Here is a 12,839-nt window from a genome sequence, read left to right as displayed (position 1 = left end):
CTAGCGTCGCCGCTCATGTCGGGAGTTTCGCCTATGTCCATCCGCCTGTCGCGCCGCGCCGCGCTGATTTCCTCCGCCGTCGCCGCATCGGGCGCGGCCCTGCCCGCGACCGGCTGGGCCCAGACCAGCGCCGACACGCGCACGGATCAGGAGATCGCCGCCGCCGCCGACGCCTGGGTGCAGCGTTGCATGGCCGCCTGGCCGGAACAGCCGGCGGTGTCGCTGGCCCTGGTGCGCGACGGCAAGACGGTGCTGGCCAAGGGCTATGGCGTGCGCCGTCAGGGCAAGGCCGAGCCCGCCGACGAACACACCCTGTTCGCCATCGCCTCCAACTCCAAGAACGTCACCGCCGCCTGCCTCGCCATCCTGGTCGACGAGGGCAAGGTGAAGTGGGACGAACCCATCCGCACCTACCTGCCCGGCTTCACCCTGTCGGACCCCATGGTGGGCGAGCGCATCACGGTGCGCGATACGCTGAGCCATCGCGCCGGTTTCGGCCTGGGCGCCGGGGACCTGCTGTTCTGGCCCAACAGCGACCGGACCCGCGCCGAGGTCCTGGCCCAGGCCGCCTTCGTGCCGATCGAGGACGGATTCCGGGAGGACTATCACTACTGCAATTTGATGTTCGTGGTGGCGGGCGCGGTGATCGAGAAGGTGTCGGGCCTGACCTGGGAGGGCTTCGTCCAGACCCGCATCTTCGACAAGGTGGGCATGAGCGAAAGCGTGCCCCTGGCGCGCCTGGCCGATCCGGCCAAGTCGGCCCTGCCCCATGGCCGTGTCGGTCCGCCCCTGCGCTATCAGGGACCGATGACCCAGATCGCCGAGTCGATCGTCGAGGTGTGGAACTGGGATTCGGCGGCGGCGGCGGGCGGCATCTGCGCCAGCGCGACGGACTGGGCCAAGTGGATCGCCGTGCGTCTGAACGACGGCAAGCTGGCCGACGGAACGCGGCTGTTCTCGGAAGCCGCCGCCCGCGAGATGGTCAAGCCCAACATCATCGTCTCGTCGTCGAACGGGCCGACGGCTGAACTGCCCAACCGGGCCGTAGCTTCGACCTACGCCATGGGGCTGCAGGTGCAGGACTATCGCGGCGAGCGACTGGTCACCCACGGCGGCGGCTCGCCCGGCGGCATCTCGGCCACCGTCCTGATCCCCGGCCGCAAGATCGGCTTCTCGGTCTTCACCAACGCCGAGGAAAGCTTCCTGCTGCGCGCGCTGCGCTCGGGCCTCTCCGACATCGCCATGAACAAGGTCGACGTCGACTGGATCGCGGACTCCAAGAAACGCGAGGCCGAGGGGACCGAGAAGTCGCTCAAGGCCGCCGTCGAGATCGACGCCAAGCAGGCGGCGGGCGCCCCGCCCTCCATGCCGCTGGACGCCTATGCCGGAACCTGGCGCGACCCCTGGTACGGCGACATCGTCATCGAACAGAAGACCGAGGGACGCGGCCGCAACAGAAAGACCGGCCTATGGCTCAGCTTCACCCACACCCCGGCCCTTCTGGGCTGGCTGGAGCCCTATGACGGCGAGACCTTCCGCACCCGCTTCCCGGACAAGCGCGAGGAAGACGCCTTCATCACCTTCAGCATCGCCACGGCCCGGCCCGCGACCGCCACGCTCAAGGGCGTCTCGCCCGACATCGACTTCTCCTACGACTATCAGGACCTGCGGCTGACGCGGGTCTGACCTTTCGCAGGCGAGTGAACAAAACCCGGCGCGGGGCTCTTAGATGGCAAGACATAGAGGAGCCCCCCGCTTGCCGCGCTATTTCTTTCACACCGAGAACGGCCATCTGGTCCCCGATGATCAGGGTCAGGAACTGGCCAACCTGGATGCGGCCCACGCCGTCGCCCTGGACACCATGGGCGAGATCCTGCGCTATCAGGGACGCGCTTTCTGGAAGACCCGACAGTTCCGGGTCATCGTCACCGATGATCATCAGACCGAGGTGGTGCGTCTGACCACCTGCGCCAGCCCGGCCTCGACCTAGGGCTCGATCACAAAGACCTGGCGGTCGCCGTCCAGAACCTCGACCCGGTGCACCCGCGTCCACTCCGCAAGCGCGGGGGCCAGAAAGACGGAAATCTCATCGTCGTGCGGACAGTCCAGATGGCGGAGCTGCGGCACCTCGCCCTCGCGGACGGTGATCAGGCACAGATAGGTTTTCATGCGGCGCTCCCCCACGCGGGGGCCGCGCAACGGTAGCCTAAGCCATTCAAAACGGGCCGCATTCACATATGTAAGTTCGGGAATCGACGAAGTCCGCCATGGGATACGGCAACGCTTGTCCGGATGGGGCGTTTGCCTCTTCGCTAACTGTGGGCCCCTCACGATGACCAACGCCCTTATCGAGAAATTGTCGCGGCGAGACCTGATCTCTCCCGACGAAGTCGCCGCCCTCGCCGCGGTGCTGGAGCCCCCGCGCAAGGTGGAGGCCAATGTCGACATCGTGCTGGAGCACGCCTTCACCGACCACAGCATCCTGCTGCTCGCCGGCTTCACCGCGCGCTACTCCACCCTGTCGGACGGCCGACGCCAGATCACCGAGATCAACGTGGGCGGCGACTTCGTGGACCTGCACAGTCTGCTGATGAAGCAGATGGATCACGGCGTGGTCACCCTGAGCCCCTGCGTCATCGCCCATGCCCCGCACAGCCGCCTGCGCAAGCTGACGGAAGAGCATGGACATCTGACGCGCCTGCTGTGGCTCGACACCATCATCGACGCCGCCATTCATCGTCAGTGGCTGGTCGCGATGGGGCGCCGCAGCGGTCTGGGCCATCTGTCGCATCTGGTCTGCGAACTGTTCACCCGACTGAGCGCGGTGGGCCTGACGGACGGACAGAGCTTCGACCTGCCCCTGACCCAGACCGTTCTCGGCGACGCCCTGGGTCTGTCGACAGTGCACGTGAACCGGCTGATCGCCGAGATGCGGCGCGAAGGTCTGGTGCGCTGGACCAACCCCCGCGTGGAGATCCTCGACTGGCCGCGTCTGGCCCAGATCGCCGAGTTCGACCCGACCTACCTCCGATTGCACTCGGCGCCGGTCTGACGCGTCAGCGCGCCGCCGGGCGCTGGCCGGCCTCCAGGATCGGCATGCCGGCTTCGGTGGGAATGTAGATGGTCTGGCGACCTTCCTTGCCGGCGGTTTCCTGCAACATGTTGATGTAGGACCAGCGCAGATAGGCCTCGGGGCCGCCCAGGGCCTCGGCCATGATGCGGTTGGCCTCGTTGGCGCCCTTGGCGCGCTCAATCTCGGCGGCGGCGGTCAGCTTGGCGGAATCCAGGGCGGCCTGGGCTTCCAGCACACGGATGCGACGGTTCTGCACCGCCTCCTCATAGGCCGCCTTGCCCGCCATCTGCTTGGAGTAGACGTTGTAGGTCGGGAAGCCGACCAGGACGACGGCGATCAGCACTGCGACAGCGATGATGGAACCGAGTGTAAAGCCTACGCCGCGCATGTGCGCCTCCCCTGAATGAAACTGTGGTCAGGGTGGACGCCGCCGGGCGTCGCGGTCAAGCTCGGCGAGGGGCGGGGACCAGCTCGATCAGATCAAGGTTGGACTCGTTGGCCGGCCAGGGGATGGCCAGGCGCCAGCGGCGCTCGCCGATCCGCTCGACCACGGCCACCATGTCGCGCTCGGGTCGCTGACCGTAGGACCGGGCGGCGGGTTCGGACGCCAGGGCCATGGAACCCAGGAAGACCATGTGGCGATCATTCTCAGGGAACAGCAGGCCGCTGGGGCGCTGGGACCCTGTCAGCTTGGAGAATTTCAACCCGGCGGGGGTCTGCTCGATCCGGCAGGCGAACCAGCCGTAGACCACATAGCCCAGGCCTTCATCGCCGCCCTGCGACCCCAGCTTGACCGTGCGACAGCGATAGTCGCCCGTCGGCGGCGTGACCGAAGGACGCGCGGCGTCCGGGTCGATCAGTTCGCCGAGGCTGGCGAGGTTGCCGGAACCGGGCTGGCGTCGGGCCTGCTGCAAGGCCAGGGTCCAGGCGGCGTCGCGACGTTGATAGCGATCACGGTCCGGCGCGGTGATGACGCCGCGCCAGTCGCTGAGAACCACGCCGCTCGGCGCGTCGGGCGCGGTCGGCGGCGGAGGCGGGGGCGGCGGAGGCGGGGTGGTGGCGCAGCCGGCCAGCAGCGCCGCGGACACCAGACCCGGGATCAGGGCGCGACGCCCTCTGGCCCTGGCCCGCGAAACGTCGGCCGACAAACGTGACATGGGCTCTCCCTTGCACAGGGTCGAAAAGCCCCCCTGACGCCTTAGGAAGCTCGCTCGAGGCGCCGCGTCAACCCCAGCTAGACCGCACATCGTTCGCTCAACCTGCGCCTGCGACGGTCCTGTTCACGGGCGAAGCCGTCAGGGGCGGCGCCAGGACCCGTGACAGGGCCTCGACCAGAGCCGGAATCTGCAAGGGCTTGGTCAGGTATTCGACAAAGCCCGCGTCGCGCCCCTTGCGGATATCGGCCAGGGAGGCGCGGGCCGACAGGGCCATGACCGGTAGACCGCGGGTCAGCGGATCTTCCGCCAGCCGCGCCCTGACGTCGAACCCGTCCATGCCGGGCAGGTTGATGTCGAGGAGGATGACGTCCGGCCTGAGGTCCCGCGCCAGGGCCAGCCCGTCCGCTCCGGTCTCGGCCACATGCAGTTGCATGGCGCCCAGGGCGGTGATCACATGGCGCATGAGGGCGATGTTGGACGGATTGTCCTCGACATAGAGCAGGGTCGCGGAAGGAAGGCTGACCGCCGGGACAGGCGAGGCCGTCACGGCGCGCGGGGTTTCGTCGGCGCCGGGCAATCGGATCGTGAAGACGGCGCCCTCGCCTTCCCGGCTTTCGGCGGTCAGTCGACCGCCCATGGCCTCGATCAGACGCTGCGCCACCGCCAGGCCCAGACCCGCGCCCGGCACGTCCAGCGCCTCGCGCCCCAGACGATTGAAGGGCTGGAAGAGGCCCTCAAGGGCATGCGGCGAGAGGCCAGGGCCGGTGTCCTGAACACGCAGGCTGACGCCCTCGGCCGACTGCGCCGCCTCGATCAGCACCGCGCCGCCCGGTTGGTTGTACTGGATCGCATTGGTGACGAGAGCGGTCAGGACCTGCCGAAGACGCTCACGGTCGGCGCGCGCCGCCAGACCTGCGGTCGGGGCGGGCACGCACAACTCGATCCTCGCCGCCTCGGCCACCGGCTTCAGGTCCTCGCACACTTCCCGCGCGATCAGCAGGGGGTCGGCCCGCTCGACCGCCAGCGCCAGGCGTCCGCCTTCGAGATCGGCCAGGGCGAGCACCTCGTCGACCAGGGTCAGCAGTCGGGCCCCGGCGGCGCGGATCTGCTCGACGGCCTGATGCTGGCGGTGGGTCAGAGGCTCCTGCGCCTCGTTCATGCGCATCAGGTCGGAAAACCCGATGACGGCGTTCAGCGGCGTGCGCAGTTCGTGGCTCATGCTGGCCAGGAACTCCGTCTTGGCCCGGTGCGCCGCCTCGACCTGGACCGCCTGACCTTCGGCGGCGGTCAGGGCCGCATGAAGTTCGCGCGACCGCTCCTGTGAACAGGCTTCGAGCGTGGCGTTGATCCGCCGCAGGGCCGCCGCCTCGCGTCGCGCCCGGATCGCCATCCGCATCCCCGCCCAGCAGCCCGACAGGGCCAAGGCGACCACCACCAGAACGAGTTCCATCGCACGTCCTCCCGATGCCTCGAGAATGACGCCCATAGATTGCAGTTATGTAAATATACGCGCCAAGGTTGCGCGCCGTCGATCAGCCTTCGTCGGCGGCGGGTTCGACCTTGCGGCGCGGCGCGCGGCGCTTGGGCGCCGGGGCCTCTTCCACCGCCTCATCCGACGACGACGGCCGCGTCAGGAAGCCGGGCAGGCCCATGCCGTCGCTGACCTCGCCTTCAGCCGGGGCCTCGACGGGGGCGCGTTCGGCGCGCGGCCGGCGCGGGGCGCGGGCGGGGCGAGCGTCGGCGTCTTCGCTCTGGACCACGGGCGCGGCGGCCGGTTCCTCGGCGGCGGCTTCAGGGACGTATTCGGCCTCGGCTGCGGCGCGGGCCTCGTCCTCGGGCGTGGCCTCGCCGTTCTCGAAGCGACGGTTGCGCTCCTCGCGACGACGCTCCCAGCGCTCGCGACGGGTCTCGCGGCGGCCGCCTTCACGGTCCCCCTCGACGCGGGGCTCGCGGTCGTTGTCGCGCGGTTCGCGCTCGGCGCGAGGTTCGCGATCACGGTCCCGGTTGTTGTCCCGGTCGCGGTTGTAGTCACGATCCCGGTCGCGGTTGGCGTCGCGCTCGGCGCGCTCGGCCTGACGACGGGCGTCGTCCTCGGCCTTCTGCTGCTCGGCCTGGGCGGCGGCGATGATGGCGGCGGCCTGAGCGCCCGACTCGTCCTCGAAGTCGATGTCGAAGCCCTGACCGGCCAGTTCGCGCTGAGCGATCTCGCTGACGGGACGCTGCGGCTGCAGGGCGCGCAGGACGCGGAAATAGTGCTCGGCGTGCTGGGTGTAGTTCTCGGCCAGCACCCGGTCGCCAGCGGCGGAGGCGTCGCGCGCCAGCTGCATGTAGCGCTCGTAGACGGTCTGGGCGTTGCCGCGGACCTTGATGTTCTCGGGGCCTTGCGAATCCCACGACCGGTTCGGATTGGTGGCGTTGGCGTTGTTGCCGCCGCCGCTGCCGGGCTTCCGGTTGCGTCCGCGCTGACGCTTCATGCCCTTGAAATCTCTCATCGGAGCTTACCGTGCTGGTGCGGGCCGCCGTCGGTTAAGGACGGGCAGGACCCAGTTCGTCGTTCCGTTCGGTCGGGGCCAATCCCCGTATCGATGTGCTCGGAAAACCGTTCGCCGCCCTGTGGTCCGCCGGACTGACCAGCCCGACCGTCACTGGCCCAGACGCGCTTGAGCGAGCAAACCTGCCCGAAAAGGATGCGTTTGAGTGGGAGACAAGAAACGACTTAGCGCGCGGCGAAGCGGTTTCCAAGGGTTTTATTGCAGGGCCTGCACGGCCTCCGGTCACGCTTCCGGGATGGGATCGACGCGCGGGTCCGGGCCGTTGGTGACGACGCGGTCTCGGTCGCCCAGGTCCTTGACCACCTTGACCCCGGTGAAGCCGGCGGCCTCGAACAGAGCCTTGACCGCCCCCCCCTGGTCCCAGCCGATCTCGACGGCGAAGACGCCTTCGGGGCGCAGGATGCGAGCGATCTCGGGCGCCAGATCGCGATAGGGCTGCAGCCCGTCGGGTCCGCCGTCCAGCGCCAGATGCGGGTCATGATCACGCACTTCCGGGTCCAGCCCCGCGATATCCGCCGTCGGGATGTAGGGCGGGTTGGACACCACCAGGTCGAAGCTGTCGTCGGCGAAGCCCGCCGCCCATTCGGTGCGGATGAAGGTGCAGCGTCCGTCCAGGTCCAGATTGGCCGCGTTCTCGCGCGCCACGGCGATGGCCTCGGTCGAGATGTCGGTGCCGACGCCCCGCGCTCCGGCCCGCTCGACGAGCGCGGCCAGGAGTATGGCGCCGGACCCGGTGCCAAGGTCGATCATGTCGAAGGCGCGGTGCGGCGGAAAGGCGCGAACGACGACGTCCAGCAGGGTCTCGGTGTCCGGGCGCGGGCTGAGGACGTCGGGGGTGACGTTCAGCATGATCTTCCAGAAGCCCTTCTTGCCGAGAATGCGCGACACCGGCTCACGCTTCAGGCGGCGCGCGATCATGGCCTCGAAGGCGGCGAACCTGTCGGCGTCGAGGACGCGATAGGGATCGTTCAGGATGTCGACCCGGCCGACGCCGGTCGACGCCTCCAGCAGCAGGCGGGCGTCGATCGACGGACTGTCGACGCCGGCGGCTTTCAACTGGGCTTGCGCGCCCTTCCAGGCGCTGAGCAGGGTCGGGGCGGCGGGGGTGTGATCGGACATATCGGGTGATTGGCGCTTGCGGTTGGCGATTTCAAGACGGAACGCAGAGACAGCGTGACCGTTCAGGAGCGGATGGGGATGCAGAATCTTTTCGGACGGTCGTCGCACAGGCGATCCAGCGGCGCGATCTGGCGGCTTATTGGCGCGGCGGCGGGCGGTCTGGCGGCCGGCGCCACGGCCGCGCATCTCGTCTACACGCAAGGCCACAGGTTCGGCGTCGAACTGCGCCCCAAACGCCCCGAGCCCTTGCCGCAGCGCGACCCCACCCCCGAGGATTTCGACAGCAAGGAGCCGGGACGCGGCCGCCTGGCCGAGCATCCGGTCCATATCCCACGCAAGGGCTGGATCGACATCGCCTGGCGCACCGGCATGGGCTATTTCGGCGATCGGGTGGGCTTCGTCGCCGGCGGCGTGACCTTCTTCATGCTGCTGGCCCTGTTTCCGACCCTCGGCGCCTTCGTCACCATCTACGGCCTGTTCGCCGATCCGGCCGACGCCTGGGGGCGGCTGAGCTTCCTCTATTCGGTCCTGCCGTCGAACGTGGCCCAGTTTCTGGGCGCCGAGATGACGCGTCTGGCCGGCAACTCCACCGGCCAGTTGACCTTCACCCTGGTCTGGACCCTGGCCCTGACGCTGTTTGCGGCCAACGGCGGGGTGAAGACGCTCTTCTATGGCCTGAACCTCGCCTATCATGAGGTCGAACGCCGAAACATCATCACCTACAACCTGATGTGCATGGCCTTCACCGTCTCGGCCCTGCTGGCGGTGCTGATCAGCGCCGGTCTGGTGGTCGGGGTGCCTGTGGTTCTGTCGGTCTTCGGCCTCGAGGAGGAATGGGCGCATCTGGCGCCGTTGCGCTGGCCGCTGCTCTTCTTCGGCTATGTCGGGGCGCTGGCCCTGATCTACCGCATGGGGCCGTGCCGGGCGCGAGCGCGCTGGCGCTGGCTGACCCCGGGCGCCCTGTTCGCCGCCGGCCTCAGCCTGATGGTGTCCTTCCTGTTCAGCTGGTTCCTGAGCAACTTCGTCCGCACCGACTCCTACGGCCCGCTGGCGGCGGCCATGGGCTTCCTGCTGTGGACGTGGATTTCAGTGCAGGTGATCCTGATGGGCGCCCGCCTGAACGCCGAGATCGAGCATCAGACGGCGCTGGACACCACCACCGGCGCGCCCCTGCCCATCGGCGAGCGCGGCGCGGTCATGGCCGATTCGGTCGGCCCGCGCCGGGGCAATCCGGCGGCCCTGGCCTTCACCCTGAAATACGCCGAGGCCCTGGGAGACAAGGTGCTGAAGCGGCGCATCAAGGGCCGCTGATCCCTAGCTGAACTCAGCTTCCAGATCCGCCAGACGCGCGGCCTGATCCTCGGCGATCAGGGCGTTCAGCAGGGGATCGATGTCGCCCTCCAGGATCTGCGGCAGGCTGTGCAGGGTCAGGCCGATGCGGTGATCGGTGACGCGCCCCTGGGGGAAGTTGTAGGTGCGGATGCGCTCGGACCGATCGCCCGAGCCGACCTGCGACTTGCGCGCGTCGGAGCGGGCGCTGTCCTTGGCCTGACGCTGCATGTCGTACAGCCGCACACGCAGGTTCCGCATCGCCTTGTCGCGGTTCACGTGCTGCGACTTCTCCGACGAGGTGACCACGATGCCGGTGGGCAGGTGGGTGATGCGCACCGCGGAATCAGTCTTGTTGACGTGCTGGCCGCCTGAGCCGGAGGCGCGGAAGGTGTCGATGCGGATGTCCTTGTCGTGGATTTCGATCTCGACATCCTCGACCTCGGGCAAAACGGCGACCGTGGCCGCCGAGGTGTGGATGCGGCCCTGCGCCTCCGTGGCGGGGACGCGCTGAACCCGGTGGACGCCCGACTCGAACTTCAGGCGGCCGAAGACGCCCTCGCCGGTGACGGTGGCGATGATTTCCTTGTAGCCCCCGGCCTCGCCCTCGGTCGTGCTGTCGATCTCGACCCGCCAGCCGCGCCCCTGGGCGTAGCGCGAATACATGCGGAACAGGTCGCCGGCGAACAGGGCGGCCTCGTCCCCGCCGGTGCCGGCCCGCACTTCCAGCACGGCCGAAGCGTTTTCATCCGCGTCGCGCGGCGCCAGCAGCAGGGCGACCTCCCGCTCCAGCTCGGGCAGGCGGGCGTTCAGCGCCTCCAGTTCGTCGGCGGCCATGGCGGCCATTTCCGGATCCGAGGCCATGGCCTGCAGGTCTTCCACCTCGGCGCGGGCGCGGGCCAGGGTCTGCACCGCGTCGGCCACGGGCTTGAGTTCGGCGTGTTCCTTCGACAGGCGCACGATCTCGGCGCCGTCCGAAGCCGCGCCCATGCGCGCCTCCACCTGGTGGAAGCGGTCGAGCACCTGATCGAGCCGGGCCTGGGGCAGTCGCAAGGGAGCGTCCTTTGAAGGAAATTTCGAGGGCGGAGCCTTACCCCCCGGACCGCCGCCTGTCGATGACAAGGCCGGAACACGCGCCGATGGAGCGATTGTGACCAGCCGTCACAAGCCCGTCAGACCGGTTCCTTCGCAGATGCAAAACCCCTAGCTGCACGGGGGCTGAAACTTGACAGGAGACAGGCATGTTCGACGGAAACGCAGATTACACCGCCGGCGCGGACGAGAATGTGGCGCGGCTCTGCGCCCTCTACGATGGTCTTCTGGAGCGTCCCGAGGCGACTGTGTCGGATGAAGCCGCCGCCGAACTCAAGGCCCTGGCCCAGATCTTCGACCTGGACGCCGACCGTCCCGCGGGCGAACTGTGGCCCGCCGTGCGCGCCGTGCTGGTGCGCCAGGCGCCGGCCGAGACGCCTGTGACGACGCCGCAGATCGAGCCATTGACCGTCCTGCTGGTCGAGGACGACGCCGAGGCTGCCGCCGCCCTGACCGAGGCGCTGGACGCCGCCGGACATCGCATCGTCGGTCCCTTCCACAGCGCCGAGGCCGCCGAAGCCGCCACCGCGCTTCATCCGATCGACGTGGCCCTGCTGGACATCAATCTGTCGGGAGAAGCCAGCGGCGCCGATCTGGCCCGCAGCCTGAAATCGCGCTGGGGGGTGCCGGTCATCTTCCTGTCCGGCGATGTCAGCGCCGCCGCCGCCAATGCCGAACTGGCCGCCGCCATGGTCATCAAGCCCTACACGGGACGCGACGTGCTGGACGCCCTGGCGCGACTGGAGCGCCCCGCCTGACCATCTGCACCCGGCAACCAAAAGCGGTTTCACGCTATTTGTGCAGACGGCCGCTTGAGCGTTTAGTGCGGCCAGGGGGCTGAATGGACACTTTCTTCCTGTTCCTTCTGGTGGGCGTCCTGGCCCAGGCGGTCGATGGCGCCCTGGGCATGGCCTATGGCGTCATCTCGTCCTCTGTCCTGCTGGCCCTGGGCGTGCCCCCGGCCACGGCCTCGGCCAGCGTTCACGCGGCCGAGGTCTTCACCACTGCCGCCTCCGCCGGCAGCCACGCCTGGCACAGGAACGTCGAATGGCGGCTGTTCATTCCGCTGGCCATCGCCGGCGTGATCGGCGGCGTCCTGGGCGCCTATGTCCTGGCGGGGATCGACGGGGACATCATCAAACCTTTCGTCGTCGCCTACCTGTCGCTGATCGGCGTCTGGATTCTGTGGCGAGCCGGACATGACGTCAGGCCGCGCCGCCTGCCCGCCTGGATCACGGCGCCCATCGGCGTGGTCGGCGGCTTCCTCGACGCCATCGGCGGCGGCGGCTGGGGTCCGACCGTGTCCTCGGCCATGGTCGGCGCCGGGCATGAGCCGCGCAAGGCCATCGGCACCGTCAACACCGCCGAGTTCTTCCTGACCGTCGCCATCTCGGCCACCTTCGTCTGGGCTCTGGTCACGGGACACTGGGAAGAAGCGGGGGCGCTGGAAAACCACGCCGCCGCCGTGGCGGGACTGGTGGTCGGCGGCCTGATCGCCGCGCCGTTCGCGGGTCTGATCGTCAAGAAGGTGCCGCGCAAGGCGCTGACCTACGCCGTCGGAGGCCTGTTGCTGGCCCTCGCCGCCTTCCAGGGTGCGCAACTGGCCGGACTGATCGGTCGCTAAGGCGACCACCGGGCCGTCGACGTCAGACCGGGATCGTGGCCTGGAAGCTGGGGCGCTGCTCCAGCGCGGCCTGGAGCGCGACCAGGTTGGGACGGCCCGTCTTCCAGTCGTAGTCAGGGTGACGGAAGCTGATCCAGCTGACGGCGATCCCGGCGCTCAACACGCCCATGTTGAAATCTTCGGACTGCGGCGCGGCGGCTTCCAGGGCGTCGAGCGCCCGGCCCATGTTGAAGGTCCACCGTTCCGTCCACGACGGCGAGCGCTCCTGCTCCGGGCGGCGCTTCTCCAGCACCAGCTTGACCCCCATCTCCAGCGTGGCGTTGGCCAGGGTCTCCAGGCGCTTGACCCGCAAGCGCTCCAGCCCGTCCGCCGGCAGGAGACGCGGGCCGGACCCGATCATGTCCAGATACTCGGCGATCACCGGGCTGTCGGTCACGGGCAGGCCGTCCTCGGCGATCAGGGTCGGCACCTGCACCACCGGATTGGTCGCCAGCAACTCGGGAGCGTTGGCGTAGGGATCGACGGCAATCTCCTCGATGCGGTCCGACAGGCCCTTCTCGCGGGCGACGATCCGAACCTTGCGAGCGAAGGGCGACGGGGTGGTGATGTAGAGTTTCAAGTCGGCTCCAGCAGTCAGTCGGGGCGAACGCAACGGTTCTCGCGGTGCAGGGCCCATTCCTCGCACTCGCGTCCGTCAGCGAAGCGGCAGACGCCCATCTGCCCCGTGGCCGTCGAGCGGATCTGACTCTGGCCGCCCTTTTGCACGCAGGACACGGAGGCCGGATTGGCCATGCCGATGGTCGGGCGCGGCGTCTCTTTGGGGGCGCATGCGGTGCTCAGAGCCAGAAGGGCGGCGACTGCGCCGGCGATGACAAAGGATCGAGCCATGAACC

The 12,839-nt window shown here is 68.8% G+C and carries 15 protein-coding genes; 6 read left to right on the top strand and 9 right to left on the bottom strand.

What is annotated here, in order from left to right:
* Window positions 1–33 precede the first annotated feature (33 nt).
* Together B4A39_RS07950 and B4A39_RS07945 are read left to right on the top strand one after the other, a co-directional pair.
* Window positions 34–1,686, top strand: a complete 1,653-nt coding sequence (locus B4A39_RS07950; RefSeq protein ID WP_292035153.1) for a serine hydrolase — start codon at window positions 34–36, stop codon at window positions 1,684–1,686.
* Window positions 1,687–1,756: 70 nt separating this feature from the next.
* On the top strand, window positions 1,757–1,990 hold the full coding sequence (locus tag B4A39_RS07945; RefSeq protein WP_292035150.1) for a DUF6894 family protein: 234 nt from the start codon (window positions 1,757–1,759) through the stop codon (window positions 1,988–1,990).
* Here B4A39_RS07945 and B4A39_RS07940 read toward each other — a convergent pair.
* Window positions 1,987–2,169, bottom strand: coding sequence for a hypothetical protein (locus B4A39_RS07940; protein WP_292035148.1), 183 nt, complete (start codon window positions 2,167–2,169; stop codon window positions 1,987–1,989). The genes B4A39_RS07945 and B4A39_RS07940 overlap by 4 nt on opposite strands.
* A gap of 163 nt (window positions 2,170–2,332) precedes the next feature.
* Between B4A39_RS07940 and B4A39_RS07935 the strand changes: the two genes are divergently transcribed.
* Window positions 2,333–3,052: a Crp/Fnr family transcriptional regulator gene (locus B4A39_RS07935; protein ID WP_292035146.1), complete on the top strand. Its 720-nt coding sequence runs from the start codon at window positions 2,333–2,335 to the stop codon at window positions 3,050–3,052.
* Window positions 3,053–3,056: 4 nt separating this feature from the next.
* Here B4A39_RS07935 and B4A39_RS07930 read toward each other — a convergent pair whose 3' ends face one another.
* From B4A39_RS07930 to prmC, 5 genes are all read right to left on the bottom strand, one after another.
* Complete coding sequence (locus tag B4A39_RS07930; protein WP_292035144.1) at window positions 3,057–3,461, bottom strand: hypothetical protein; 405 nt, start codon at window positions 3,459–3,461, stop codon at window positions 3,057–3,059.
* A 55-nt stretch (window positions 3,462–3,516) separates the two neighbouring features.
* Window positions 3,517–4,230 carry a DUF4893 domain-containing protein gene (locus B4A39_RS07925; protein WP_292035142.1) on the bottom strand — a complete coding sequence of 238 codons (714 nt, stop codon included), beginning with the start codon at window positions 4,228–4,230 and terminating at the stop codon, window positions 3,517–3,519.
* Between the two features lie 97 nt (window positions 4,231–4,327).
* Complete coding sequence (locus B4A39_RS07920; RefSeq protein ID WP_292035140.1) at window positions 4,328–5,680, bottom strand: hybrid sensor histidine kinase/response regulator; 1,353 nt, start codon at window positions 5,678–5,680, stop codon at window positions 4,328–4,330.
* A gap of 82 nt (window positions 5,681–5,762) precedes the next feature.
* Window positions 5,763–6,722 (bottom strand): DUF4167 domain-containing protein, encoded by a 960-nt coding sequence (locus tag B4A39_RS07915; protein WP_292035137.1) that lies wholly within the window; start codon window positions 6,720–6,722, stop codon window positions 5,763–5,765.
* Window positions 6,723–7,004: 282 nt separating this feature from the next.
* Window positions 7,005–7,901, bottom strand: coding sequence for a peptide chain release factor N(5)-glutamine methyltransferase (prmC, locus tag B4A39_RS07910; protein ID WP_292035135.1), 897 nt, complete (start codon window positions 7,899–7,901; stop codon window positions 7,005–7,007).
* A 78-nt stretch (window positions 7,902–7,979) separates the two neighbouring features.
* Here prmC and B4A39_RS07905 point away from each other — a divergent pair, with 78 nt between their 5' ends.
* Window positions 7,980–9,212, top strand: coding sequence for a YihY/virulence factor BrkB family protein (locus B4A39_RS07905; RefSeq protein WP_292035133.1), 1,233 nt, complete (start codon window positions 7,980–7,982; stop codon window positions 9,210–9,212).
* 3 nt (window positions 9,213–9,215) lie between these two features.
* Here B4A39_RS07905 and prfA read toward each other — a convergent pair whose 3' ends face one another.
* Window positions 9,216–10,283, bottom strand: coding sequence for a peptide chain release factor 1 (prfA, locus tag B4A39_RS07900; protein WP_292035131.1), 1,068 nt, complete (start codon window positions 10,281–10,283; stop codon window positions 9,216–9,218).
* Between the two features lie 188 nt (window positions 10,284–10,471).
* On the opposite strand from prfA, the gene B4A39_RS07895 reads away from it, so the two are divergent.
* Entirely contained in the window at window positions 10,472–11,080 is a 609-nt protein-coding gene (locus B4A39_RS07895) for a response regulator (protein ID WP_292035128.1), read from the top strand.
* An 83-nt stretch (window positions 11,081–11,163) separates the two neighbouring features.
* Window positions 11,164–11,946, top strand: coding sequence for a sulfite exporter TauE/SafE family protein (locus B4A39_RS07890; protein ID WP_292035126.1), 783 nt, complete (start codon window positions 11,164–11,166; stop codon window positions 11,944–11,946).
* 22 nt (window positions 11,947–11,968) lie between these two features.
* On the opposite strand, the gene B4A39_RS07885 is transcribed toward B4A39_RS07890, so the two are convergent.
* Together B4A39_RS07885 and B4A39_RS07880 are read right to left on the bottom strand one after the other, a co-directional pair.
* On the bottom strand, window positions 11,969–12,565 hold the full coding sequence (locus tag B4A39_RS07885) for a glutathione S-transferase N-terminal domain-containing protein (protein WP_292035123.1): 597 nt from the start codon (window positions 12,563–12,565) through the stop codon (window positions 11,969–11,971).
* A gap of 14 nt (window positions 12,566–12,579) precedes the next feature.
* Window positions 12,580–12,834 carry a DUF333 domain-containing protein gene (locus tag B4A39_RS07880; protein ID WP_292035121.1) on the bottom strand — a complete coding sequence of 85 codons (255 nt, stop codon included), beginning with the start codon at window positions 12,832–12,834 and terminating at the stop codon, window positions 12,580–12,582.
* Between the last annotated feature and the right edge of the window lie 5 nt (window positions 12,835–12,839).

The organism is Brevundimonas sp. UBA4553 (assembly GCF_002387245.1).
Taxonomy (GTDB): domain Bacteria; phylum Pseudomonadota; class Alphaproteobacteria; order Caulobacterales; family Caulobacteraceae; genus Brevundimonas.
The sequence above is the reverse complement of the archived record's forward strand: the minus strand, read 5'-3'. Positions and strand labels throughout refer to the sequence as shown.